This window comes from Pseudomonas sp. yb_5 (assembly GCF_043103865.1).
In the GTDB taxonomy this organism is placed as follows: domain Bacteria; phylum Pseudomonadota; class Gammaproteobacteria; order Pseudomonadales; family Pseudomonadaceae; genus Aquipseudomonas; species Aquipseudomonas putida_Y.
Window position 1 is genome coordinate 49,528 of record NZ_JBICKE010000112.1, and the last position, 24,821, is coordinate 74,348.

The 24,821-nt window shown below is 63.0% G+C and carries 17 protein-coding genes; 5 read left to right on the top strand and 12 right to left on the bottom strand.

Going from position 1 to position 24,821, the window contains the following annotated elements:
• Positions 1–8 precede the first annotated feature (8 nt).
• The gene (locus ACF8GF_RS20885) at positions 9–6,308 is read left to right on the top strand and encodes an AAA domain-containing protein (protein ID WP_392487942.1); all 6,300 of its coding nucleotides are present in this window, start codon (positions 9–11) and stop codon (positions 6,306–6,308) included.
• Positions 6,305–7,657, top strand: a complete 1,353-nt coding sequence (locus ACF8GF_RS20890; RefSeq protein ID WP_392487943.1) for a hypothetical protein — start codon at positions 6,305–6,307, stop codon at positions 7,655–7,657. Before ACF8GF_RS20885 ends, ACF8GF_RS20890 begins: the two co-directional genes overlap by 4 nt.
• A gap of 72 nt (positions 7,658–7,729) precedes the next feature.
• Here the strand turns inward: ACF8GF_RS20890 and ACF8GF_RS20895 are convergent, their stop codons facing one another.
• The 3 genes from ACF8GF_RS20895 to ACF8GF_RS20905 all read right to left on the bottom strand — a co-directional run bounded on the left by ACF8GF_RS20895 (position 7,730) and on the right by ACF8GF_RS20905 (position 9,983).
• Complete coding sequence (locus ACF8GF_RS20895; protein ID WP_279934964.1) at positions 7,730–8,185, bottom strand: GNAT family N-acetyltransferase; 456 nt, start codon at positions 8,183–8,185, stop codon at positions 7,730–7,732.
• Between the two features lie 213 nt (positions 8,186–8,398).
• Complete coding sequence (locus tag ACF8GF_RS20900; protein ID WP_392487944.1) at positions 8,399–9,673, bottom strand: type II toxin-antitoxin system HipA family toxin; 1,275 nt, start codon at positions 9,671–9,673, stop codon at positions 8,399–8,401.
• The gene (locus tag ACF8GF_RS20905) at positions 9,666–9,983 is read right to left on the bottom strand and encodes a helix-turn-helix domain-containing protein (protein WP_021782301.1); all 318 of its coding nucleotides are present in this window, start codon (positions 9,981–9,983) and stop codon (positions 9,666–9,668) included. The genes ACF8GF_RS20900 and ACF8GF_RS20905 overlap by 8 nt, the downstream gene beginning before the upstream one ends.
• A gap of 375 nt (positions 9,984–10,358) precedes the next feature.
• Here ACF8GF_RS20905 and ACF8GF_RS20910 point away from each other — a divergent pair, with 375 nt between their 5' ends.
• The 3 genes from ACF8GF_RS20910 (at position 10,359) to ACF8GF_RS20920 (ending at position 13,013) form a co-directional block, all read left to right on the top strand.
• Positions 10,359–10,952 (top strand): GNAT family N-acetyltransferase, encoded by a 594-nt coding sequence (locus ACF8GF_RS20910; protein WP_021782299.1) that lies wholly within the window; start codon positions 10,359–10,361, stop codon positions 10,950–10,952.
• A complete protein-coding gene (locus ACF8GF_RS20915) occupies positions 10,949–11,308 on the top strand; it encodes a cupin domain-containing protein (protein ID WP_392487945.1) in 360 nt (119 codons plus the stop codon). Before ACF8GF_RS20910 ends, ACF8GF_RS20915 begins: the two co-directional genes overlap by 4 nt.
• Before the next feature lie 67 nt (positions 11,309–11,375).
• Positions 11,376–13,013, top strand: coding sequence for a mechanosensitive ion channel family protein (locus ACF8GF_RS20920; RefSeq protein ID WP_392487946.1), 1,638 nt, complete (start codon positions 11,376–11,378; stop codon positions 13,011–13,013).
• A gap of 103 nt (positions 13,014–13,116) precedes the next feature.
• Here the strand turns inward: ACF8GF_RS20920 and ACF8GF_RS20925 are convergent, their stop codons facing one another.
• The 9 genes from ACF8GF_RS20925 to ACF8GF_RS20965 form a co-directional block, all read right to left on the bottom strand.
• Complete coding sequence (locus tag ACF8GF_RS20925) at positions 13,117–15,645, bottom strand: fused MFS/spermidine synthase (RefSeq protein ID WP_392462387.1); 2,529 nt, start codon at positions 15,643–15,645, stop codon at positions 13,117–13,119.
• A gap of 84 nt (positions 15,646–15,729) precedes the next feature.
• Positions 15,730–17,295 carry an arylsulfatase gene (locus ACF8GF_RS20930; RefSeq protein ID WP_176684037.1) on the bottom strand — a complete coding sequence of 522 codons (1,566 nt, stop codon included), beginning with the start codon at positions 17,293–17,295 and terminating at the stop codon, positions 15,730–15,732.
• Positions 17,296–17,393: 98 nt separating this feature from the next.
• Positions 17,394–18,395, bottom strand: coding sequence for an HAD family phosphatase (locus ACF8GF_RS20935; protein ID WP_176684038.1), 1,002 nt, complete (start codon positions 18,393–18,395; stop codon positions 17,394–17,396).
• Positions 18,396–18,439: 44 nt separating this feature from the next.
• Positions 18,440–19,744 (bottom strand): hypothetical protein, encoded by a 1,305-nt coding sequence (locus tag ACF8GF_RS20940; protein WP_392487947.1) that lies wholly within the window; start codon positions 19,742–19,744, stop codon positions 18,440–18,442.
• Positions 19,741–21,336, bottom strand: coding sequence for a VWA domain-containing protein (locus ACF8GF_RS20945; protein WP_176684040.1), 1,596 nt, complete (start codon positions 21,334–21,336; stop codon positions 19,741–19,743). The genes ACF8GF_RS20940 and ACF8GF_RS20945 overlap by 4 nt, the downstream gene beginning before the upstream one ends.
• Entirely contained in the window at positions 21,337–22,329 is a 993-nt protein-coding gene (locus ACF8GF_RS20950) for a vWA domain-containing protein (RefSeq protein WP_392487948.1), read from the bottom strand.
• On the bottom strand, positions 22,316–22,825 hold the full coding sequence (locus ACF8GF_RS20955; RefSeq protein ID WP_176684042.1) for a DUF4381 domain-containing protein: 510 nt from the start codon (positions 22,823–22,825) through the stop codon (positions 22,316–22,318). The genes ACF8GF_RS20950 and ACF8GF_RS20955 overlap by 14 nt, the downstream gene beginning before the upstream one ends.
• Positions 22,822–23,763: a DUF58 domain-containing protein gene (locus tag ACF8GF_RS20960; RefSeq protein ID WP_325950882.1), complete on the bottom strand. Its 942-nt coding sequence runs from the start codon at positions 23,761–23,763 to the stop codon at positions 22,822–22,824. The genes ACF8GF_RS20955 and ACF8GF_RS20960 overlap by 4 nt, the downstream gene beginning before the upstream one ends.
• 13 nt (positions 23,764–23,776) lie before the next feature.
• Positions 23,777–24,751: a MoxR family ATPase gene (locus ACF8GF_RS20965; protein ID WP_176684044.1), complete on the bottom strand. Its 975-nt coding sequence runs from the start codon at positions 24,749–24,751 to the stop codon at positions 23,777–23,779.
• Between the last annotated feature and the right edge of the window lie 70 nt (positions 24,752–24,821).

Genomic DNA, 24,821 nt, shown 5'->3' on the forward strand with positions numbered 1-24,821 from the left:
TTCGCCCAATGATTCGCTATTGCCCAAACTGCAACACCGCACGCCCGGTACAGGAAATGTTCTGCGAGGGCACCGTCGACCAGCACCCTTGCAGCTGGGACCTGGCCGGGGAGCCGATCCACGCTGACGGCTGGCGCCCGCAGATCATCCATACCGTGGACAATCTCCCGCCGACGGACACATCTCCGGCGCCCGGCCTCGTCTGTGAAAACGGCCATGCCATGGACCCTGGCGACCTGATGTGCCTGCAGTGCGATGCTTCGCCGGCCCAGTCAGCAGCGGCCAACGGTGTGCCGGCTGCCCCGGTCGACGATGCGCCCGCAGCCAGCGAAACCTTGATCGACGGCTGGTCGCTGATCCGCCAGATCAGCAATACCGACGGCGTCCGCGAGCGTTACCTTGCAGTGCACCAGGAAACCGCTCGCCAGGCGGTGCTCACCCTTTATCGACCAGGTGCGGAGCCGGACCCAGCGGTCTATGACGTGATCCGCCGTCTGCCCCGCGAGCATGTGCCCGAAATCATCGCCACCGGCCGCTGGGATGGCCGTGCATTCGAAGTGGTCGAAGAGCTGACCGGCGGCAGCCTGGCCGACCTCGGCGGCGTGATCCGTGAAGCCCACAGCGTGCGCCATATGCTGCGGGAGCTGGGCCAGGCACTGCACGCCTTCAACGAGGCCGGCTTGCGCCACCGTGACCTGCGCCCGAGCAGCCTGCTGGTACGTGCCCATGAGCCACTGGACCTGGTGATCAGCGGCTTTGGTTCGGCGCGCCTGTCGGAATTCGACCTGGACATCGTCTCGCCGTTGGAAACCAGCCGCTACATGGCCCCTGAAGCCATCGCCGGCGGTGTGGCGGCCGCCTCGGACTGGTGGAGCCTCGGCATGATCCTGCTCGAGCAACTGACCGCAGGGGCCTGCTTCGAGGGCATCCATGCCAATGCCTTCCTCATCCATGTACTGGCCAATGGTGTCCCGATTCCCGACGACCTCGACCCACAGCTGAACCTGCTGTTGCGCGGCCTGCTGGCACGCGACCGGCACCAGCGCTGGCAATGGCCCGAGGTCGAGGCCTGGCTCGACGGGCGCCCGGTGCAGGCGCCGGCTTCACCCTTCACCGAGCGCGACGATGGCGAAGGTGCTGCCTTGCAACTGGGCGATGCGCGCTACCACAAGCCGGCGGTCTTCGCTCTCGCTGCCGCGCACGCCGAGCACTGGCAGCAGGCGCTCGACCATCTGTTGCGCGGCGTCATCGTCACCTGGGCCGAGCAGCTCGGCCTTTCCCCTTCATTGCTCGCCGGCCTGCGCCAAGTGGTGCAGCATGACGGGCTGGAGGACGATTTCCGTTTGATGCTCGCGCTGAAACTGCTCAACCCGGAAATCCCGCTGATCCACCGCGGTGAGATCGTCACCCCGGGCTGGTTGCTGGAGCATCCGCTGGAAGGCTACCGACTGATCAGTGGTTCGGTGCCCGACCTGCTGGAGCAACTGCAGACCGACAACTGGCTTTCTCGCCTCAAACTGCGCGCCGAGCAGGTGCGTCAGCGTGCCCTGCATCAGCAGATCGAACTGGTCGAGGAGACGTTGAGGGTATACCTGCTGTCAACCTCGCGGGCAAAGCTGGCCAGCGAATGGCAGGCACGCCAACGCCTACTGCCGGATACCGCGCACCCCGGCCTGCTGGCGTTGGCGGAACGACGGATCATCGCCGAAGAAGACCTGATCGTGTTGCTCAGCGCTTCGATCGGCCAATTCCGCTCGGTGGACGCGATCATCCAGGAAGCGGCTGAGCTGGCGAACAGTGTCGAAGTCGGCTGGTTCGACAGCGACGCTGCCACAGCGCTGCTACAGTACCCGCGCCAGGATCTTTACCACAGCGTCGATGAGCGCATACGCGGGTTCGCCCGCTGCGGCGTTGCCGAAGTGGATGCATGGGCCGAGCAGTTCCGCCTGGAACGGCGCATGCCGCTGCCCCAAGCCTTGGTGCTGCTGGCCATTCCGGCAAGCCAGTGGCTTGAACCGCAAAAGCAGCAGTATGTGTCGCAGATCCTCGAGTTCTTCGAGAAGAAGGTGGTAACCGCAGTGATGCGCGGCCCGCTGGTGCGCATGAGTATCGGCAAGACAACCGCCCGGGTCGATCTCAACGAACTGCACAGCGAGCGCCACCCAGCTGCCGCCCTGCTCGACCACCTGCTGCTGCGCAACGAACGGCCCGTGAACCTGGACCCTGAATGCTTCCAGGCCACGCCGCAGATTGCCTCGCGCCTGCACGCGCTGCACCGGCAGAGCGCACTGTACAAACGCGACACCGGCATCGATGGGCTGTATCTGGGCTTCCCTTTCCTGCTCAGTCGCGATCCGCGCGGCACCACGCGCACACGCATCATTCCGCTGTTGTTGTGGCCGGTGAAGCTGCTGCTGGAAGTGGGCAACCGCGGCCTTGCGGCCCTGGCCTTCGACAGCGAACGCGAAGAAGTGCGCCTGAACCCGGCGCTGGAAAGCGTACTCGGGGCCGAGGCCTGCAAGCGCTGGCGCAAGACGGCCGATGAGTTGCTTGGCCGCTCCTCGATCCGCGCCAGCGATGTGATGGATGCGTTCGGCATGCTTGCCACCGCGCGCTCGCGCAGCATCGTCGGACTGCCGGCCAGCAGCGTGGAAGTGGTGCCTTACCAGGACGAACTGGCATGTGCTGGCGTGTTGTTTCACGTCACCTTCATGGGCCAGGCCATCGGCGAGGACCTGCGCCAGCTGAAGTCACTCTCGCCTGCCGGCAGCGGGCTCGAGACCGCACTGCGGCTCAGGACCGGCGAGGAAGACGAGGCCGTGGCCACGCCGGCGGAACTGCACCGCTACTTCACCGTCGCCAGCGACCCCTCCCAGGAGGCGGCCGTGCTGCAAGCGCGCCAAGGCCCGGGTTTGCTGGTGGAGGGGCCACCGGGCACAGGCAAGAGCCAGACCATCGTCAACATGGTCGCCGATGCCATCGGCCGCCAACGCAGCCTGCTTATCGTCTGCCAGAAGCACGCGGCGCTGGAGGTGGTGTACAAGCGCCTGGTAGCCGAAGGGCTGGGGCAGCGTATCGTCATGCTCAACGACGTCAATCGCGACCGCGAACCGATCATCCGCAGTATTCGCGAACAGCTGGAAACCCTGTTCATCGGTGGCGATGAAGGCCAGGGCCTGCTCCGCCAACGCGAACAAATGGCGGCGCGCATCGAGACACTCGAAGGCGAGCTGGACCGCTTCCACCAGAGCCTGCACCGCCCGGACCCGGCAACCGGTTTGAGCTACCGGCGCCTGCTGGGCGAACTGATCGAGCTCGAAGACGGGCCGCCACCGCTCGAATTCCCGGCGTTGCGCCAGCGCCTGGCCGTGCTTGACGTTGCCAGCCTGACACGCCTGGAAGAAAACTGTGCGCCGCTGATACGCCTGTGGCTGCCTGCCCGCTACGAAGGTAGCCCTCTGGTGCAGTTGCAGCCGTTCGCCACTGACCGCCCCACTCTGCAGGCCTTTACCGACAGCCTGCTGGCCTTCAGCCAGGCTGAGCTACAGCGCCAGACGACCCTGCAAGCACACCCGGCCAGCTTCGAGATCGACGACCCTGCGCCGTACCGGGCATGGATGGCCGCCCATGTGGCGACCTTGCTCGGGCTGAGCCAGGAGCAGCGACTGCGCCTGGCCCGCTGGCTCCCCCTGTTCCGCAGCAAGGACGGCGAGCAACTGCCGCGTGGCGAAGCGATGCTGAATGAGCTGCGGCAACTGCAGCAGCAGCTCGACCAACTGCCCGAAGGCGATTACCTGACAGCACTGTCGCCTGCCTTGAGCCTGGTAGACAGCAAGTCGCTGCGCGGCCTGGAAAGCGATTGCACCAAGGTCATGGCCGCTCGCTCCTGGCTGACGCGCATGAACCCGATGCACCTGCTCAGACGCAAGCGTCTGCACGATTTCCTCGAAGCTCAAGGTAATGACCGTGTGGATGAAGGCCTGCCAGGGCTGCGCGCGGCCATCGACCTGGAACAGCAATGGCGCCCTCTGCGCGCCGAACTGGCTGCACTTCACCAGGCCTTGGCCCTGGACGGCGTTGCTCCGCAGGCAGGCCTGGAGCTGGCTGCCTTGGTAAAGGCTGATATCCATCAGCTCGTCGAGGTCCAGGCTTTGGCGCAGGCACTGGCACAGTCGCCCCGCGCACACCAGGCAGACGATGCCGTGCTTACCGGCGACAAACAACACCTGGAGGCCTTGCTCGGAGAGCTGGATGCCTCGCTGCTGCGCCAAGGCGTGCGCCAGTCCAGCCTTGACCAGCTCAAGCGGCTCGAAGACTGGCTCGGCAAGGAACTGGCTCAACAGTTGCGGTATGCCGTGGAACACAACCTGAGCAACGAACTGGCGCTCAGCCACCTGCACGACGCCTTGCCCCATCTGGCGGCCTACCAGGGCTTCCGCGCCCGCGCCGGGCAGCTCGCCGAGGCTGACCTGGAGCTGCTCGCCCTGCTGCGCCAGCGCCAGGCGCAACTCGACCTGCTGCCCTCAGAGCAGCTCGACGCCGCCGTGCGCCGCCTGCTCAACCGCGAAGCGCGGCTGGGCTGGAAACACCGCATCGAACAGGCCAACCCGGAGCTGCTGTTCAGCCAGGAGGAGGCCCAGGCCAAGGTTGCCAGCCTGGCTCAAGCCGATACACGGATGCGTGAGCTCAATCGCCAACTGCTGGCCACCGGTATCGACCCCACGCGCCTGGGTAGCCGCAAGCAGTGGGAGGATGTGACCCGGCTGACCGGCAAGCGCTCGCGCCGGCTGCGTGAATTCCTCGAACTGGGTGCTCCGCTGGGGCTGATGACATTGCGCCCGGTATGGCTGATGAACCCGGACGTGGCCAGTCGGGTGCTGCCATTGAAGAACGGTTTGTTCGACACGGTAATCTACGACGAGGCATCACAGATGCCGGTGGAGTTTGCCCTGCCGACTCTGTTCCGCGGCCAGGTCACCGTGGTCAGTGGCGACGAGAAGCAGATGCCGCCGACGGCGTTCTTCTCCAGCCGGGTCGAAAGCGACGAGGCCGAGTTGTTCGATGGCGATGAGCCTGACGAGGACGCCGACGAAGAACAACGCGAAGCCTTCGAAGACACCTGGAACCGCCGCGAAATCAAGGACTGCCCAGACCTGCTGCAACTGGCGCGCAACGCCCTGCCCAGCACCACCCTGCAGATCCACTACCGCTCGGCCTACCGCGAACTGATCGGTTTTTCCAATGCCTCGTTCTACGGCAACCGCCTGAATGTGCCGGTGCGCCACCCCCAGGCGAGCATTCGTCAGCTCAAGCCACTGGAACTGATCCAGGTCGAGGGCCTGTACCAGAACCAGAGCAACGCGACCGAAGCCGCGCGTGTCGTGCAGTACCTGGAGGCGCTCTGGCAGCTGCCTTACGCGCAGCGCCCGTCAGTGGGCGTGGTGACCTTCAACCGCAAGCAGGCCGAGCTGATCGAGGAGCACCTGGAAGCCCACGCCGCCGAAAACGAAGCCTTCCGCGCCGCGTACGCCCAGGAGCGCGAGCGCAGCGAGGGCGGTGAAGACATGTCGGTGTTCGTCAAGAACGTCGAGAACGTGCAGGGTGACGAGCGCGACGTGATCGTGTTTTCCTCCACCTTCGGCCGCAACAGCCAGGGCACCTTCCGCCGCCACTTCGGGGTGCTCGGCCAGACCGGTGGCGAACGCCGCCTGAACGTGGCGGTGACCCGTGCTCGGCGCAAGGTGGTGATGATCACCTCGATGCCCATCGCCGACATTTCGGACATGCTCAACACCCAGCGCGCGCCCGCCAGCCCGCGCGACTACCTGCAAGGCTACCTGGAATATGCACGCGCGCTGTGTGCCGGCGAATTCGACTACAGCGGCAAGCTGCTGGGCCGCCTGCAGACGGACCGCAGCACGCAGGTGCATGGGCACGACCAGGGCCACGACGGCTTCGCCAGGATCGTTGGCGCGTTCATCGCGTCCCTGGGCTGGAATGCCGCCCCGGCCAGCGAAGGCGACGCGTTTGGCCTGGACTTCGCCATCGCAAGCCCGCAGACCGGAACCTATGCCATCGGCATCGAATGCGACGCGCCCAGCCACGCCCTGCTCGAGCGCGCCCGGGCCCGGGAAATCTGGCGGCCCTCGGTACTGCGCCGGGCGATTCCGCAGATCCACCGCGTCTCGTCCCAGGCCTGGTATCACGATGGCGACAACGAGCGCGCCCGCTTGCGCGCGGCCATCGAGGACGCCATGCAGGCAGGGCAGCCGGTGGCCGCATCCAACGACAAGGAGACCTGCCAATGAGTGGCCCAAAGGTGGTGCGCATCGTCACCCGTGAAGAAATCATCGCCCTTTGCGAAGGCCATCTGCGCCGCCTTGATCAGGCTGTGGCCCGCTGGGAAGCCCAGGCTGAAAAGCTTGGCCAGCTGAGCGAGCAGGAACGCGCGGCCACGCGGGCACGGCAAGCGCGGTTGCGCGCCTTGCTCACTGAGGACCAGTACCAGGCATTGCAGAAAGCCGTCCCCATCGAGATCGAACACCTGCGGCGCGACCAGCTTGCCCGAGAGGAGCGCGCTATTGGGCAAGCGACCGAGCAGCGCCAGCATCAACGCCGCATGAAGGAAAATGCAGCGCTTCTGCTCAAGGCCCTGGTCAGCCGCACCGACACCGCCCCGCAGGTGGTGCAAGCCCTGACAAAACTGGCCGATGGCGCCCAACTGGACAATGCCGAGCAACTGCTTGCCCAAGGCTTCGCCCAATTGAGCAGCAGCAAGGAAGCGCAAACCCTGGACGAACAGCAACGCGCGCTGGCTCGGCGGCTCATGGATGACGCCCCCACGCCCAATCTCACCAGGTGGCTGGCCGAGCGAGCACAAGCGACCCGCGACCCACGCCTGCAGCAGATCGACCGGCATATCGCCGAGCTGCACCTGTTGCAAGGCACAGCCTGTGCTGAGCCCTTCGTACAAGCCTTGGCCCGGGCCGAAGCGCAGCCCCAGGCGCAACAGCGCAACTTGCTGCTCGACAGCCTGGTGATCGAGTTGGCCGACAAAAGCCGCGACTTCCAGCTGAGTCGCGATTCGCTCGCCAAGCTCCACGAACTGGCAAACGAAGTACAAACCCGCCTGGGCGCCGGGAACGAGGCCTTGCTCGAGCAGGTCCGCCTTTGCACGACCACCAGCCCGCAAGCCACGGTGAGCGAGCTGACGAGCCGCTGCGAAGCATTGCTCGCCATGCATGTGCAAGCGCAAGCCGCCCTCGCCCGTCGCGAAGCCATGCTCAAGGGCCTGGCCGAACTCGGTTACGAAGTGCGCGAAGGCATGACCACCGCCTGGGCTGACGCGGGCAAGATAGTACTGCGCAAGTCGGCCACGCCAGGCTATGGCGTGGAGCTGGGCGGCAAGGCCGAGAATGGCCGCATGCAGGTGCGTGCGGTGGCATTGAGCCGTGATCGCGACACGCAGCGCGACAAGGACATCGAGACGATCTGGTGCAACGAGTTCGGGCGCCTGCAGGCGATGCTTCAGGGTAATGGAAGCGAACTGCTGATCGAGCGAGCGATGGGGGTGGGAGAGACGCCACTCAAAGAAGTGCTTGCCGCTGAAGACGAAGACATGGCTGCTGCCGGACAGCTACGGACGACGTCATCATGAATGGGCACGATCTGTATGCCGATCTCAAGGATGTGCTGAGTCGTTGCCGAATAAACGGGTAACTAGCCTGGGCTAATCCTGGAGCCGTTTTTCCATTACGATGGTGCGCTCAGCCCCATGAAACTCGTCGCGGATTTTCTGATAGCCCAGGGCGGCATAGAACTTCTCGGCGGTAATCGACGATGGCACACGTACAGCCCCAATGCCGGCGTGGGCAGCGGTCGCATGAATGACATCCATCAGATGCCGGCCAATGCCGCCTTTTTGGTGAGCCGGGTCAACGAAAACACTTCTGACCACATCACCGTCAAGACCGGCAGTGCCAACGATGTTATCGCCCAGCAAGGCTACGAAAACCCTGCGCTTGGCAAGTTGTGCAGTGACGACTTCAGGAGCAAAGCTCCGCTCAACCTGAGCGATCACATCAGGCGGGTAGTCCTGTGAATTTGACTCACGCAGGGCGGCTAGAACTACGCGGCTAATCGCTGCTGCATCGTTGCGTGTGGCGGGACGAACGCGATATTCCATGCGCAGACCTCAATGCTAAAGGATCACCGGTTAGCCCATCGCATTGGGCCTTCCCCGGACGCTCTCCAACAATTTCCTTCTTTGCTGTTCCCAACCAGCGCCGAGCGCTATCCGATCAACTTGGTGGTCTCTCCATGAGGGCATCACCATCCCGCCCTTCGATATCCCTTGCCAAAAATCGGCGCGCCGACTGAGCGCCCGCTCCTCCCTGCTTCAATGGCAACCGTTGCCCTGTAACCGAGCTACGTTCTGATCGATGCGGCCTTGGATCGTGCGCAAGGTGTCTGGCGTAATGACCTGTGGGTACAGGTTCTCGGCGATGCTTGCAAACTGGCTAGCCACCTCACAAATGCCGTCAATCATTCTGCCTGCAACCTCCCGGGGCACCTCGGCTTCCTCGGCAAGCCGAAGCATTTGTGTGCGGGTAATCGACAGGGCCTCCCCCATTACATCCATCTGGTGATATCCACCTGATCCCTCGCAAAAGGTCACATCGTAGGCCGGCGACAGTCTCCAATGACCGTCCTGCGACATGACGTAGGCAAAGTTCTTGGGATGATCATCTCTGTTGTTGAACGCTACATTGAAGACAGCACGTTCGAAGGCCACCGCCATCTCTCGCACGTCGTTGGTACACATCTGGGTTGCCCGAAGGAAATTGACGTAGTCCAACACGCCTGGAGACCGGTAATTCGCCCCCGTGAAGGCCGCGAGGCTTTGCATGGGCACGCGCAGGCCATCCTGACGGTCAAATCGCTTGCTGGCAAACGCCGCCAACCCATCAGGCAGGCTGAAGTACTGCGTGTCAGGGGTCTCGATACCGCACATGCGCAGGCATTCGGCGTAGACCATTTCGACAGCGCACACCTCGGCATGCTCTTCCTTGGCCGGGAACTTGACCAGCCAGGCTTCAAAGCCCGCCGTCACGGCAGTTGTAAACCGGCCAGTTTCGGGATCACGATAGACGAGGGCCTTAGGCCTTGCACCTTGAGGCGAGCCACCCACCAGCAGCAACCTCTGCAGGAACTCACCGCCGTCTCCATGGAGCACTTCCTGCACTTCGGCGGCTAGCTGCTCCAGCGGGATGTGGACTTCAGACGCCTGCCCTTCGGGCGCCACGGGTTCAAACGTCATGGCCCCCATGGCATTACCACCGATATAGGCCAGCCGTTCCAGTGAGCCGATGCGCGCTGTGGTGAGCCCGCGGCGCCTGAACATACGGTCCATCAGCAACATGCCCCATCCGTCCGGCAAGGCGTCGTAAACAGGCCCTGGCAAGTACAGTTGGTGGTCTGGAAAGTCTCGGCGCAGTTGAGCCCCCTCCAACGGCAGCGTGTAGGACGACAGCTCCAAGCCCCTTTGCCTGGCTTCATTGCTGTACTCGAACACAATCAGTGGACGACCGGTCAGGGCAGTCGTGGAGACCAGCGTGCCCCATTGCCATCGCTCCCCCCACCCTTCGTAGAAGACGTTCACCTGCTCAAGCATTGCCGGGCTTCCTCTTGGTACGAAGACGATTGGCGCTGTTTTCGTAGCGCCGGATATCCTCGATGCTGTCCAGCTTTGGCAGGAAAAGGCCTTCCAGTTCCTTGGTCCGGCCAAGCGCCATCGCCACCCGAACGACGTTCTCGAATCCGACATTGCGCCCGGCTTCAAGGTTGGACACTGTGTTTGTAGCGATGCCAGCACGCCCGGCCAAGTCCGCCTGTGTCATGTCCCGCGCCAAGCGCTCTGTGCGCAAGCGATCGCAGAGGCGCTTCACGACCTCACTCGGCTTGCTGAAGCTTAAATCCAACATAGTGTGTACCAAGCCCGCTCTGTACCAGTTAATCCACAAAATTATAGAATTAACGCAAGGCCCTATCAATCGAGCTAATTCCCTTAATTTGCGTCTTATCTCTTAATTTCTACATCTACCCACAATTTAGTGGATTTACGGACGCTTGCACAGAGGCTTCGTCGGCGGTTTGAAAGGGGTTGCACGATCCAATACCCAAGCCATCCCGAACCTTTTATAGCGCCACGTGCATGTGGGCATGTGGGCAGTGTCGCGCGCCGTGCTGATGGTGTTCGCGCAGAGCATCATGGGAACCGCTGAAACCGTCTACCCTGCCCCGCAGCCAAAGGCTTAGCCCTTGCAAAATGACCACGCGGCCCCTTGGGAGCACTGTACATGTCTATCGACTTCAGACCCGCTCGGGTCTCGGACGCGCATGATATTGCGCGCTTCTTTCAACTGACATCGGAGGGCATGGCCGATTACATATGGAGCAAGCTCGCTGCCCCCGGAGAAGCACTGCTGAGTGTCGGTGCGTCTCGCTATGCCAGAGAACAGGGCGACTTTTCATACAAGAACTGCCTGATGGCCACTTTCGAAGGGCGCGTCATCGGCATGATGCATAGCTATGTCTTGCGCGCGACGCCTGACAGGCCAGCCGAGACCGACCCCGTCCTCGCGCCTTATTCCGACATGGAAATACCCGATACCTTGTACATATCCAGCCTGGCACTGGATGAGGCCTGGCGGAGCCAGGGGCTGGGTGCCCAGTTTCTTCGCCACGCCCAGCAGCGCGCTGACGACGCTGGCCTCGATGGACTGTGCCTGATCGATTACGCAGAAAACCACGGTGCACGCCGCTTCTACGAACGTCATGGATTTCAGATCGTGAAAACCTGCCAGATCGTTCCGCACCCGATGCTCGGTGTAACCGGTGAAGCCTATTTAATGTATCGCCCTACTCACAACGTGCTCGAGAAACAGCCATGAACCAGAAACTGACCGTGTTCCGCGAACTGGATATCCAACCGCTGCGCGACCTGCCCTTCTTTGAAGAAGTTTTGGAAGGTACCCCTCACACGCTGACGTCCAAGTACTATCACGATGAACAGCAAGGTCGCATTTCCGGAGAATGGGAAGCCAGCACCGGGGCGTGGCGCATTGACTACAAAGTCTGGGAGTTCTGCCACGTTTTGAGTGGATGCTGCATCATCGAGCTTGAGGGTTGCGCCCCGGTCAAACTGGCCGCTGGCGACACGTTCATTATCGAACCGGGCGCCAAGGGCAAATGGACCGTAGTGGAAGACATGAAGAAGAACTTCGTGATCCTCTTGCACGCGAACTAAGCCACTGAATGCTGGCTGAAGCCGACTATGCTGGTAGCAATCCACACGCCGGCACAGGGGCTGTCAAATGGGCAAGAAGCGCAGGTTCGGACGGGCTGCTTGGCTGGTGCTACTGACCCACTTGCTGTTCTCGCCCCTGCTCCATGCAGACAACCCTCAGTCCGGGCCAGAGGTAGAGGGTGTCATTGCCGAGCCCGCCCCGCTGACCGTCATCAACCGCACGGTGCTGGTCTTTCGTGCGACGCTGCTGGGCGAAACACCCAAGGTGCGCGCCCAGCGCGCCAAGAAGGTCATCGAGGAAACACTCCAGGAAACAAACGATCTGGAGGTTCGCGTCGACCCTATTCTGCGCAGCTACCTGGTGCTGCTGGGCGGGCGCCGTGCATTCATCGTGACGCCGCTGGATGCTGCGGCCGATAGCATTACAGCAGGCGAAGCCGCCGAGCAGGCCGCCGAGAACCTGCGCCTTGTCGTCGAGGAAACCCGTCAGGCGCGTAGCCTGCGCTTTTTGCTCACGGCGATAGGCTACGGCGCTGCGGCAACCTTGGTGTTCTTCATGCTGGTAAAGGCCGCAGGCTACTGTCGACGCAAGCTCTTGGGACTGCTGCCCAAACTGATGGGCAAACACTCCGAGCGCCTCAAGGTCGGCCACACGCAACTGTTCGACCTGCAGAACCTGTACTACCTGATCGACCGCTCACTCTGGCTGCTGTACTGGTTGGTCGTGTTGTTGTTCTGCTACCAGTGGCTGGGCTTCGTGCTGTCTCAGTTCCCCTACACAAGGTCTTGGGGTGAAAGCCTCAATATCCACCTGATGGAGCTGCTCAACTACCTGGTCAGCGGCATTTTACGTGCCATGCCCGGCCTGGTAGTTGCGCTGTCGATCTTCTTCATCGCCCGCGGTATCAGCGCCTTCTCCAAACGTGTGCTAAGGCGCATGGCACGCCCGGGCACGTTGAAATGGCTGACCGCCGAAACCTTGCAACCGACCATGCGCCTGACGTCGCTGGCAATATGGCTATTCGCCCTGGTGATGGCCTACCCCTATCTACCCGGCTCGGGTACCGATGCCTTCAAGGGGCTCTCGGTGTTGCTCGGTCTGATGATTTCACTGGGGGCGACCAGTGTCATCGGCCAAGGGGCCGCCGGATTGATCCTTACCTACACACGCACGATGCGCGTCGGCGAGTTTGTACGCGTGGGCGATTACGAGGGCACGGTGACCGAAGTGGGCATCTTCACCACATCCATACGCACCGGGCTTGGCGAAGTGCTGACACTTCCCAATTCAATGATTACCGGCTCGGTGACCAAGAACTACTCGCGTATCGTGGAAGGGCCAGGCTATGTGGTCGATACCGTGGTGACCATCGGCTACGACACCCCCTGGCGTCAGGTCGAGGCGATGTTGCTGGAAGCGGCTCGTCGCACCGACGGCGTGCTGCAAACGCCCGCGCCCCAGGTATTCCAGACGGCGCTGTCGGATTTCTACCCCGAGTATCGATTAGTGGCCCAGGCCATTCCGTCAGAGCCCAGGCCACGCGCGCAGCTCCTGAGCCTGTTGCACGCCAATATCCAGGACGTGTTCAATGAGTATGGGGTGCAAATCATGTCGCCTCACTACCTGGGCGACCCCGAGCAACCCAAATGGGTGCCCAAGGAGCAGTGGCACGCGGCCCCGTCCAAACCTGAAAACACCGCGTGAGCGATGAACCCTCCGGTGCTGATCTGGCCCCAGCCATGGCCCCGTGCAGGCGCAACATGCAGTAATAGCCAGGCCTGACGCAGTTTCTAACCGTGGGTTCAGTTCAGCGCCTACCGCCGGTAAACCAGCGCATGTAAGGATTCTCTGCGCTGATCGGCGCCAAGGCCCGCGCCTCGCGCATCCAGGCCTGGCGATTGCCGTTGTAGGCCAGCAGCGACAGCCCATAAAAACGACGCAGCAACGCCCACTCATCATTCACCGCGGCGAGCACCGAGGGGTTGGCATTTTCCAATGGCGGCGCTACCCGCAGCGCCAGTAATGCCGGTAGCACGCGGGTGATTTCGCGCGGCCGTACCCACGGCGCGTACTCGATACGGGGCCGATCGTCGGTAACCGGCTGTGCATCGCCGGCATAACGCTCAAGCCCTTGCCGGTCGGTCACCCAGGTGGCCAGCAATGCTTCGACCGAGCTTACGCCGACCTGGGCCAGGGCAGCCGAAACCTGGGGTTGCTCGAAACGTTGGCGGATGCGCGGTACATCCAGCACCATCGGCGTTGCCGAGCCGATCAAGAGCATCTCGTGAAACTCAGTGGTCCACAGCGAGGCATGCGGGAACACGTCAAGAAAGCTGCGTACCAGCGAGCGGCTGTCCTCGTCGTTCTGGGTGGGGAGCGGTAGCCATTGAGCCACCAGTCCATGCTCCTGCAGGCGAGACGCTGCCAACTGATAGAAGTCGCGCGAGTAAAGGTTGACCACCCCTGCTGCCGAGGGCGGTGGTGGCTCCAGGGTGATCACGTCGTATCGTTGCTCATTACGCAAAAGCTCCCGGCGCCCATCACGCAGGCGGATGTCAAGGCGCGGATCGTTCACAGCGTCGTAGTTACCGGAGAACAGCGGCGCCGCTGCCAGTACCTGCGGCAGCAGTTCGGCAACCACCGGATGCTCCAGGCCTGAATAGCGCAGCATTGCACCGGCGGTGATCCCGGTGCCGAAGCCGATCACCAGCGCCGAGCGCGGCTCGTCGCGATGTATCAGCAATGGCAGCAACGCCTGCAGGCGCATGTAGCGCAGTGACGGCATGGCATCCCCAGTGTTGGACACACCCTGAATGTACAGGCGGTTGAACGCTTGTCCCTGACGCTGCTGGTTGACCACCGCTACCGTGCCGCCGCGGCCTTCCTGGTAGAACACCAGTTCGCCGCTACGCGCACCTGGTAACAACTGTGCCAAGCGTTCTGGTGGGGTAAGTGCGCCGGTAACCAGGGTCGCGCCGCCAACCAGCAGGACCGCTGCCCGCATGCCCTTGTGCACGGCCTTGCCGCGCCATGTCGCTACTGCCCCGATGGCCGCCGCCAGGCAAGCGAGCACCACCAAAGTTCGCACCAGCCCTATTCCAGGCACCAGGACAAACCCCGTGAGCATGACACCGACGATGCCACCCAGGGTATTGAGGGCAATCACCGCCCCCACGTCCCGCCCCACTTGGCCACTGTCCACGGCCAGGCGCAGGGCCAGCGGAAATGCCGCCCCGAGCAACGTGGTCGGGATGAATACCACGCACACTGCGGCAGCCGCAAAGCGCGCGCACATTCCAGCCAACTGGCTGCCGGTCAGTTGCAGTACATGGCTTTCCAGCAGGGTCTGCCAGGTCACCAGCCACCGCCCGAGCCCGGCAATCTGCAACAACGCCAGCAGCCCGGCAGACGCGATCAGCAGGCCGAACAGCCCCCAAGGGTCGCGGATGCGGTCGGCGCGCCGGGCATACAGTGCACTGCCCAGGACCAACCCCGTCAGGTACGTGGCCAGCACCACGGAGAAGGCAAACGCGCGGGTACTCATGAACTGCACGATCGATTGGGTCCACACCACTTCGTAACCGAGCGCCACGCCGCCTGCCAGGCAATACAGGGCGATGGCCAAGCGAGCCTGCGGCGTGCGCGGCAGCGAGGCAGTGGCAGAGGTAGGCAAGGCCCGCTCATCCCTGCCGCGCCCGCACCAGGCGCCCAGCGCGGCCAGCAGATTCAACGCCCCCGCTACGCAGGCGGCCCCGGTGACGCCAAGCAGGGGCAGCAAGACGAATGCCGCCAACAAGGTGCCGCAGATTGCGCCAGCGGTATTGGCGGCGTATAACCGACCACCCGCCTCCCCCGTCTGCGCGTCACTGGGGGTCAGCGCTCGAACCAGTACAGGCAAGGTTCCGCCCATCAAAAAGGCGGGCAGCCCCACCAGGCTCAGTGGCAGCAGCCAGGCCAGCAAGCCGACATTTGCCTCCAGGCGGGCAAACAGTGCCGCACTCTGCGCCAGCCCCAAGGTCGCCGCCACCGCCAGTAAAGCGACCGACAACTCCAGCCCCGCATAGAGCCTGACCGGGTGGCGCAAGCGGTCAGCCCAGCGACCGAACAGCAGGCCGCCCATGGCCAGCCCTGCAAAAAACGCGCTGATGCCAGCGGTGATGGCATACACCTCCACCCCAACCACCAGAGACAGCTGCTTGACCCAAAGCACCTGATAGATCAGCGCTGCACCACCAGAGGCGAACAGCAGCGCCGCAGGCATCAGCCATTGCAGCGGTGCTTGCGTTTCGGTGGTGCCGGGGCTGCCGGCGCGGGGAAGGTTCACGACTGCTGGCATCATCAAGCCTTAACGGACTCACACGCCTGTCCGCACTGGGTATGAAAGAATGCGCCCGCCAAGGGCGGGCGCGGGGCATTGCCGTTATTGCTTCATCTTCTCTTCGATCTTCTTGTCCACGTCAGCACGGATCTGGTCGATGCTGAAACTTGCCGGACGCTGGCTCGGCGGGTATTCCACGAACGTCTGCAGGAATGCGGCAGCTTTGCGGGTTCCCTGGAAGATCAGGTAGTCGTTCTTGGTCACCCAATCGTAGTACTGGTTGGAGACGACATCGGCGCGTTCATACGGGTCCATACGCAGATTGAAGACCTTGGGCACCCGCAGACAGGTGAACGGCTCGCTCCAGACGGCGAAGCCACCCGGGGCGCGCTGTTCGCAGAACACAAGCTTCCAGTTGCCGAAGCGCATCGACACCAGTTCACCGTCGTCGTTGAAGTAATAGAACTCGTTACGTGCGCTCTTGTCCGTTTTGCCGGTCAGATAGTCCAGTTGGTTATAACCGTCCAGATGCACCTTGAAGTTTTTGCCCCCCACATCGGTGCCCTTGAGCAAACGGTCCTTGATGTCAGTGTCACCGGCTGCGGCCAACAGTGTCGGGAACCAGTCCAGCCCCGAGAACATCTGGGTGGACACCGTGCCCGGCTTGACCTTGCCCGGCCAACGGATCATCGCCGGCACGCGGTAGGCGCCTTCCCAGTTGGAGTTCTTCTCGTTGCGGAACGGCGTCGTCGCGGCATCAGGCCAGGAGAACTGGTTAGGACCGTTGTCCGTGGTGTAGACCACGATGGTGTTGTCGGCGATCTTCAGGTCATCGAGGGTCTTGAGCAGCTTGCCCACATCACCGTCGTGTTCGAGCATGCCATCTGCATACTCATTGCCCGGCATGCCGCTCTGCCCACGCATCGACTCACGTACATGGGTATAAAGGTGCATACGGGTGGTGTTCATCCAGACGAAGAACGGCTTGTCAGCCTTGACTTGCTTGTCGATGAAGTTGATTGCCGCCTGGGTGGTCTCGTCGTCGATGGTCTCCATGCGCGACTTGGTCAGCGCACCGGTATCCTCGATCTTGCCATCGGCGCTCGACTTGATCACACCGCGCGGCGAGGTAGCCTTGACGAATGCCTCATCATCCTTAGGCCACAGTTCACGCTCCGGCTCTTCTTCGGCGTTGAGGTGATACAGGTTGCCGAAAAACTCGTCGAACCCATGATTGGTCGGCAGGTATTCATCCCGGTCGCCCAAATGGTTCTTGCCGAACTGGCCAGTGGCATAGCCCTGCGCCTTGAGTGCCTGGGCAATGGTGACATCGCGCGCCTGCAAGCCCACGGGCACCCCAGGCATACCGACCTTGGACAAACCGGTGCGCAGCGGTGTCTGCCCGGTGATGAAGGTAGAACGCCCAGCGGTGCAGCTGTTCTCGGCGTAATAGTCAGTGAACAGCATCCCTTCCTGGCCGATGCGGTCGATGTTCGGCGTCTGATAGCCGACCACGCCCTTGCCGTAGGCACTGATATTGGTCTGGCCAATGTCATCGCCGAATATCACCAGAATATTGGGTTTTTCCGCGGCACTCGCCGTGCACACGCTCACCGCCGCAGTAGCGGCGAGCGCGAATGTGGTTATCCATCTTCTACTGGACTTCATAAGGCGGTTTCTCCGTATCACGTTTACTGGCATTTGCCACGACTACGTGCACGATCGACCTACTGCTTGGCTGGTTCCCTGTGCCCTGCGGTTCTCTTTCATTGAACCTGGTTGCTTTCGAATGGGTAGATGCGCTGCCACTCGCGCGCCATATCGACTACGGTCCAGTTCGCACCCATGGCGGCATCCAGCGCCTTGTCCAGGTGCCCGACCTTGCTGTCGCGGTCATAGGCCCATTCGCGTGTCGCATCGGTGTGGTGGACCAGCCCGGCAAAGCGCTTGCCGTCGCCAGCCATGGTCCACTGCAACATTTGCAGGTCGCCGTCGGAGTTGCCGAAGGCGAAGATAGGGCGACGGCCGATATGAGCATCGATGCTCACCGGCTTGCCTGGGCCATCATCGTTGTGCAGCAACTTGGGCAGCCGTTCGATAGACAATTTACCGTTGTCGTCGATAAAGCGCGCTTCCAGTATGGTGCCTATCACTTGCTCTGGCGGCACCCCATAGACTTCCTCAGCGAATGCACGCATGAAGGCCACCTCGCCGCCTGAAACGATGTAAGTCCTGAAACCATTGGCCCGCAGGTACTGCAAGAGCTCGAGCATGGGCTGGAAGACCATCTCGGTGTACGGCTTGTGGGTGCGAGGGTGCACGGCCTTCGCCAGCCAGCGCTGGGTATTGGTGATAAAAGCCTCGGTGCTGACCCCGGCATGGGTGGCGGCCACGATCTTCAGCATACCGTCCATGCCGCTGTCACTGAGTGCTTGCTGGTCGCCCTCAAGGACGGCCTTGAACGGCTGTTGGGTGGCCCATTCCGGGTGCTGCGGTGCGAGCCTTTTGACCTCGTCGAGGGCAAACAGCACTTCGAAATACAGCGGCTGCTCGCTCCACAGCGTGCCATCATTGTCGAAGACGGCGATGCGCTCGGCCTCGGGCACGTAATCTTTGCCGCCCTCGGTGGTCACGGCGCCCACGAAAGCTTCGATGGCTTGCCGTGAAGGACCCTCCCGCCAGGAAGGCAGCGGGTTCGCGGCCTGCACAGCCAAAGGCAACACGAGCAACCAGGTCAACCACCAGCGCGTACGGTGCAGGTCGAGCATGAAGTATCCCTCCTCTGTGCTGCCTATCCACTTCAGGCAAAAACTCATGGGTTGAGTGGTTTCAAGCCTTCAGGGTGACTGACCTGCCGCCCGTTCACCGCCGCTCGCCGCAGCGCTGGCAGAATCGGGCTCAGTGACGGCGCAACCTGGCGTACTTCACTGCCATTGCCGTAACGGTTCTGGAGCCAGTCTAGTAGACGTATTCGCAATGAGGATGGCAAAGATAAGGAAAATTCTGACACCGTGCGCTGCCCGGTAACCCGCCGGATCCACAGGTATAGCCCGTCGAGCTGAGGTGGGTCTTGCGCAAGTTGTGCACGCGCCTGCCGCCAGGCATGGTCGGCAGACTGCAACCGCGCCGTACGCCGCGCTGTTCGCCAGCCTTTCAAATGCCGCCACACCACCTGCATCCACGGCCGTGCAAAGTAAATCAGCACTCCGCCAAGCACCAGCAAGCCCGCTGCCCACAACCCGTAACCGGGCAGGCGCAACTGGGCCTGACGGCCGAGCGCGCGCAGGTCCTGGTCGATGGAAAACGGCGCCTTGTAACCACCCTCGATGGCGTTGACGTCGATGGGGGGCAACGTTGCTTGCCTGGCCTCACCAGTAGCCGCGTCCCACCACTGCAGTTCGATCGCGGGTAATTGGTAACGTCCGGCAGCCGATACCACATAGCTCACACTGTCCTCGCGCTGGCCGCCTATCGAGCCCCCGCGGCCATCACTGAGCGACGCAATACGAGGGGTTTGTACATAGCTTTTAAGGCCTTTGATGTCGACCAACGGTGGCGGCGGTATCAGCATCGCCTGCGCACCTTCGGCTTGCGTAATAACACGGCGGGTAACGCTGTCCCCTGCCCGCAACGGCGAATGCGACAGTTGTGTTTGTTGCTCAAGGCTGACGTTTCGTGCCACCAGGCGGTGCACAGTCGCGTCGCCGGCCAGGGCCTTGGCTGCGAACGCCAGCGGTTCGCTGGTAAGCGTGACCGGGGCATCCGCCTGGCCGGGGAACACCTGAAAGGTTTGCGCCGGGAGTGTGAAGGCCTGGGCCGTTTGCGGGGTAATCTGATAGGTGTAACGCAGGCCAAAGAAGGTCTTGCCGTCGATTCGCTCGTTCAGATGCTGCGCTTCACCGCTCGGCGCGCTCACCGTAGCACCCGACAATTCGATCACCGGCAACACGGCCGGCTGGGTGAACCAGGTGTCCACCAATAAGTCGATCTGCAACTCGAGCGTCGCGCCTACTACCGTGTCACCGGCCGGCAGCAGCCGCACCTGCACGCGTGCCTCGGGTGCCGCGACCGCGAGCAATGGCAGGTAGAGCCCTAGCAGCAACAGCAAGCGTTTCATCGGGTGCCCTCCGGGGTTTGCCGTGAGGCGTCCTGAAGCAGGAACTTGCGCCTGAGGAACTGTGCCGGCGACGTCGTCAGGTTGTTCAGCCAGACCTGGTCCGAAGCGGCCTGCGGAGTTTGCTGCTTCTGCCGGGCGCCTTTGGAGGGTGTCTGGTCCTCCACCACCTTGTCGGCCTTCTCGTCTGGTGTACCTGCCTTTTGCTGGTCTTCGTAGTCTTTGAGCAGCGCCTGTGCCAATGCCAGGTTGGCGCTGGCCTCGGGAAACACCGGCTGCCGCTTCAAAGCCTGTTGGTAGGCCTGGACCGCTTGGGGGAACTTGAACTGGCGCACGTAGATATTGCCCCGGTAGAAAAAAGCCTGGGCGGTATCGACCTTGCCGAGGCTGACCAGGGCAACGTCATAGTCGGCGGCGGTGTAGGCAGCCAGGCCTTTCCAGTAAGGGTCGTTGAAATGCGCCGCAGCCTGCGGGTAATGGCCATGCTCAAAGGCCCAGCGACCCTGCTGGTCAGGCGTGAAGAAGGCATCAGCGACAGGCCCGGCCTGCGCCGTTTGCGGCTGCGTGCCCAGCAATGCCGCCACCAGCACGGTGGCCATCCAGTGCACCTTCCAGCCACGGCGCAGGCACAACAGCGCGATCAGCGCCAGCGGCCAGCACAGCCAGTAGCCGGCGTCCTTCCAGTGCACCTGCTGCGCGTCGCCTTGGGCTGCCTGAAAATGCTGCTGCGCATGCAGTTCGATCCAGTCCAGGTCGTCGTCACTCAGGGTCAGGCTGCCCAGCGGGCCGTTGACGGCTTTGGCCAACTGCCTCAAGCCCTGCTGATCGAAGTCCGCCTGTAGCGGGCGCCCTTCGGCATCGACGCGGGTACGGCCCTGGGCGTCATGCAAAACACCGCTGTCGTGGCTGCCAACGGCCAGTACCATCACCTGCAGGTCGCTGCCTTTCAGCGCGCCCGCGAGTGCCGACAGCTGCCCGGCATCGGCGCCATCGGTCAGCAGCACCAGCGTGCCGGGCACCTGTTCGGCAGCAAGCAAGCGTTTCGCCACTTCGATCACGCCCACCACGTCCTTGCCGGGTTTGGCGATCAAATCGGTGGTCAGCGCTTGCAAAAACGTATCGAGCAACTGCGGGTCTTCCGTGGCGGGCAGCACCAGGTGCGCGCTGCCGGCATACACGATGAGCGCTGTACGCGCGCCCGCGCGGCGCATCACCAGGTCGTGCAAGGTATGTTTGGCGGCTTGCAGGCGGGACGGGGGGACGTCGTCGGCATCCATCGAGGGCGACAGGTCCAGCGCCAGGATCAACGGCGCACGGTTGTCGACGAACGCCGGGATATCTCGCTGCCAGGTCGGCCCGGCGGCGGCCAGGGCACCCAGGCCGAGCAGTGCTGCCAGCAGGTGAACGGGCCGCACCCGCTGTTGCTCCTCGGGGACGATGAGCAAATGCTCGACCAGGTGTGGAGCGATCACGCCGTGCAACTGCCGCTTCAGATCATGGCGCCGCTGCCAGGCCCACGGCAGCAGCGCAGCCGGTAGCCACAGCAACAACCAGTAAGGGCGTAGCAGGTGCAAGGCGCTGAGGTCGATGTCCATTCACGGCCTCCCCTGCGCAGGCCGTGCCCGCAACGGGCCGGCTATGGCTGCCAGGCTATGCCCCAAGGCGAGCAACAGCAGGGCCGCCCCCAGTGGCCACCAGAACAGGTCACGCTTGGGCTGATGGCTGAAGGTCTTGACGCGGTGCGGGGTGATCCGGTCGAGCGTGGCATACACCTGCGCCAGCGCGCCCCGGTCATCGGCGCGGAAGAACCAGCCACCGGTGGTACGCGCGATGCCCTCCAGCGCCTGCAAGTCCACCTTGTCTTCACCGCTGGCCTGGGGGTCGCCGATACCAATGGTATGTACCACGATATTCCGATCACTGGCCAAGGCTGCCGCGTGTTCAGGCGTTATGGCGCTGCCGGTGTCGTTGCCGTCGCTCAGCAGCACCATCACCTTTTCCTGCTCATTGGCCTGGTCCAGCAGCTTGATGGCAAGGCCAATGGCATCGCCTATGGCGGTATTCGGCCCAGCCATCCCCACACCGACTTCATCAAGCAGCAGCGAGAGGCTGGCATGATCGAGGGTCAGGGGCGCCTGTGGGTAGGCGCCCGTGCCGAAGACGATCAAGCCGATGCGGTCTTGCTTGCGCTGGGCGATGAAGTCGCGGACCACCCCTTTCACCGCGCTCAACCGATCCACTTGCCGGCCATTGGCGTCAGTAAAGTCCTTGGCCTGCATGGACTGCGAAATATCGATCGCCAGCAGCATGTCGCGGATCGGTTGCTCACGCTCAATGGCCTTTTCCACCAGTACGGGCCGCGCGCAGGCCGCCACCAGAAGACCCCATACCAGCAGGTTCACGAGCACTTGCCAGCGTCCGCCCGAGGGTGGCGAGGTGCCCGGCAACTGGTTCACTGCACGGCTCATGGCGAAGAAAAACGGCACCCGCAATGCGCTGCGCGCCTCGTGATAAGGGCGCATGAAACGGTAGACGACCCAGGGCAAGGGCAGCAACAAGAACACCCACAGGTAATCAAACTGCCACATGATGAGCCTCGATCCAGCGCCTGCAGGTGTTCACCAGGGTCCGCAGCTCAGGTTCGCCGATCGCCTGCACCTGCAGGTCTGGCGCATAAGCCAGCGTGTGCAGTTGCGCGGCGAACTGCCCAGGCAAGGCAAAGCGTGCCCGCTGCTGCAGAAACACCTGCCATTGCGCGCCCGACAAGCTGTGTACCGCGGGTGCATCGGGCATGGAAAGCGCTACCCGCTTGAGCAGCTCCGGCACTTCACGCAGGGCCGCCAGACGCTGCTCGGGCTTGGCCAGCGCCCCCACCAGCGCGTCGAGCCGCAACAGCGCCTCACGCCGATAGCGATTGCGCTGCCAGCGCCGCCAGGCATACACGGCATAAGCGAGCCCTGCCAGCACCACGAAGGCCAGCAATACCGCCCAGCCCCAGGTGTGCGGGGCGTAACTGAACGGCGGTACCGGCAACGGCAGCTCCTTGAGCTGGTCGATGGCGGCAGGCGACGGCCGGGCACTCATCGGGCACTTCCCCCAAGCCGCCCCAGTTCACGCTGTACCTGGCCCAGCACCTCGTCGCCGGTACTGATCATCATCAGGGGTATCTGGCTGCGGCGCAGCAACTGAGCCACGTCCTGCAGGCGCCCGGAGAAAAAGTCGCCCAACGGCCGGTGCACCTGGCGCCGCCCAACCTCAAGGTCGATCTGTACCTCACCCTGCGTCACGCTCAGACGCCCCTTGTCAGGGACATCCAGCGCAATGGGGTCATACACCTGCATGGCGATCACATCATTGTGCGCGCTCAGTTGGCGCAACAGCTTCAAGGTCTGCTCCGACACGCCGGCAAAGTCACTGATGATGCAAATCAGCGCATCATGCCCGGCCAGGCCGAGGACAGTGCGCAGCGCATTGTCGAGTTGCCCCTCCAGCTCGCTGTCCGGCCCTGACGCACTGAGGCGATTGTTGCTGCGCACCACTGCTGCGCAAAGTGCCTGCACCCGTGCGCGGCTGCGCAGCGGCCTGATGTGCACCACCTGCTGATCGTCGAACACCAGCCCGCCCACCCGATCACCGGCCTGCAGGGCGATCCATGCCGACAACGCGGCAAGCTCGGCAGCGGTGACCGACTTGAAACTGCGCCTGGAGCCGAAGTACATGTTCATGCGCTGATCGACCAGCAGCAGCGTCGGCCGGTCGCGCTCCTCGGTAAACGTGCGCACGAACGGCTTGCCATAGCGTAACGAGGCGCGCCAGTCGAGGTGTCGCAGGTCATCGCCAGGTATGTAACGGCGCAGCTCGTCGAAGCTCAAGCCACGGCCACGCAGGCGTGAGGCATGGTTGCCCGCCAGAATGCTCGCCAAGGGCTGACGCGCCAGAAAGCTCAAACCGCGCACGCGGTACTCGAACGCCATCAGCTGGCTCAGCGAAGCGTAGACGAAGCCATCCTGGGTCGGTTGCATGGGCTCGCTCCGTTCAGGCTGGGATGGCGACCTTGTCCAGCAGCCGGTCGATCACCTGGTCGGCCCCAATGCCATCGGCGACGGCGTCGTAAGAGAGCTGCAAGCGGTGGCGCAACACCGGATGGATGACCGCACGCACATCGTCCGGGGTGACGTACTCCTGCCCGGCCAGCCACGCGTGGGCGCGCGCCACCCTATCCAGGCTGATACCGCCACGCGGGCTGGCGCCGATCTTGATCCAACGCCCAAGGTCCGGATCATGCTCTGCCGGGTGGCGGGTGCCGTTGATCAGATCGATCAGGTAGCGGTCGATCGCGGGCGATACTTCGATGCACGCGATCGCGCTGCGGGCGGCGAACACCACTTCCTGGGGCAGACGCCCAGGCGCCTGGTGCGGGTGGCCTGCCTGTTGTTCCTCGTTGCGCACCAGCCGTAGCACCAGGGCTTCATCCTCCACCTTGGGATAGTCCAGTTGCAGCTTCATCAGGAACCGGTCCATCTGCGCCTCGGGCAATGGGTAGGTACCTTCTTGCTCGATGGGGTTCTGGGTCGCCAGCACCATGAACAGGCCCGACATCGGGTAGCTCTGCCCAGCTACGGTAATCTGGCGTTCTTCCATGGCTTCAAGCAGTGCTGCCTGAACCTTGGCCGGGGCGCGGTTGATCTCATCGGCGAGAATCACGTTGCCGAACAGCGGCCCAGGCTGAAACTTGATCTCGTTGCCCTGTGCGGTCTGCTGGAGGATTTCGCCACCGGTGATGTCCGACGGTAATAGGTCGGGGGTGAACTGGATGCGCCGCATGCTGGCTTCCAGATGCGTGGCCAACGCCTTGACCGTACGCGTTTTGGCCAGCCCAGGCAGGCTTTCCAGCAAGACGTGACCATTGGCCAGCAAGCCAAGAATCACATGACGAATGGTGTCGGCCTGGCCCAGCACGCTCTGCGCCACATGGGCTTCGAGTTCAGCAATCTGCTCGCGTATATCCACTGTCCGGTCCTAGTCAGTCGGGGCATCGACAAGAGGCCCCACGGATGTTCGCAACTGCTTGAAGGCAACG

What these genes read in the sequence shown, in the direction of transcription:
- ACF8GF_RS20915 (WP_392487945.1), top strand. Translation starts at nt 10,949, where the DNA reads ATGAACCAGAAACTGACCGTGTTCCGCGAACTGGATATCCAACCGCTG.
- ACF8GF_RS20930 (WP_176684037.1), bottom strand. Translation starts at nt 17,295, where the DNA reads ATGAAGTCCAGTAGAAGATGGATAACCACATTCGCGCTCGCCGCTACT.
- ACF8GF_RS20940 (WP_392487947.1), bottom strand. Translation starts at nt 19,744, where the DNA reads ATGAAACGCTTGCTGTTGCTGCTAGGGCTCTACCTGCCATTGCTCGCG.
- ACF8GF_RS20895 (WP_279934964.1), bottom strand. Translation starts at nt 8,185, where the DNA reads ATGGAATATCGCGTTCGTCCCGCCACACGCAACGATGCAGCAGCGATT.
- ACF8GF_RS20925 (WP_392462387.1), bottom strand. Translation starts at nt 15,645, where the DNA reads ATGCCAGCAGTCGTGAACCTTCCCCGCGCCGGCAGCCCCGGCACCACC.
- ACF8GF_RS20960 (WP_325950882.1), bottom strand. Translation starts at nt 23,763, where the DNA reads ATGCAACCGACCCAGGATGGCTTCGTCTACGCTTCGCTGAGCCAGCTG.
- ACF8GF_RS20955 (WP_176684042.1), bottom strand. Translation starts at nt 22,825, where the DNA reads ATGAGTGCCCGGCCGTCGCCTGCCGCCATCGACCAGCTCAAGGAGCTG.
- ACF8GF_RS20950 (WP_392487948.1), bottom strand. Translation starts at nt 22,329, where the DNA reads ATGTGGCAGTTTGATTACCTGTGGGTGTTCTTGTTGCTGCCCTTGCCC.
- ACF8GF_RS20935 (WP_176684038.1), bottom strand. Translation starts at nt 18,395, where the DNA reads ATGCTCGACCTGCACCGTACGCGCTGGTGGTTGACCTGGTTGCTCGTG.
- ACF8GF_RS20945 (WP_176684040.1), bottom strand. Translation starts at nt 21,336, where the DNA reads ATGGACATCGACCTCAGCGCCTTGCACCTGCTACGCCCTTACTGGTTG.
- ACF8GF_RS20885 (WP_392487942.1), top strand. Translation starts at nt 9, where the DNA reads ATGATTCGCTATTGCCCAAACTGCAACACCGCACGCCCGGTACAGGAA.
- ACF8GF_RS20890 (WP_392487943.1), top strand. Translation starts at nt 6,305, where the DNA reads ATGAGTGGCCCAAAGGTGGTGCGCATCGTCACCCGTGAAGAAATCATC.
- ACF8GF_RS20910 (WP_021782299.1), top strand. Translation starts at nt 10,359, where the DNA reads ATGTCTATCGACTTCAGACCCGCTCGGGTCTCGGACGCGCATGATATT.
- ACF8GF_RS20905 (WP_021782301.1), bottom strand. Translation starts at nt 9,983, where the DNA reads ATGTTGGATTTAAGCTTCAGCAAGCCGAGTGAGGTCGTGAAGCGCCTC.
- ACF8GF_RS20900 (WP_392487944.1), bottom strand. Translation starts at nt 9,673, where the DNA reads ATGCTTGAGCAGGTGAACGTCTTCTACGAAGGGTGGGGGGAGCGATGG.
- ACF8GF_RS20920 (WP_392487946.1), top strand. Translation starts at nt 11,376, where the DNA reads ATGGGCAAGAAGCGCAGGTTCGGACGGGCTGCTTGGCTGGTGCTACTG.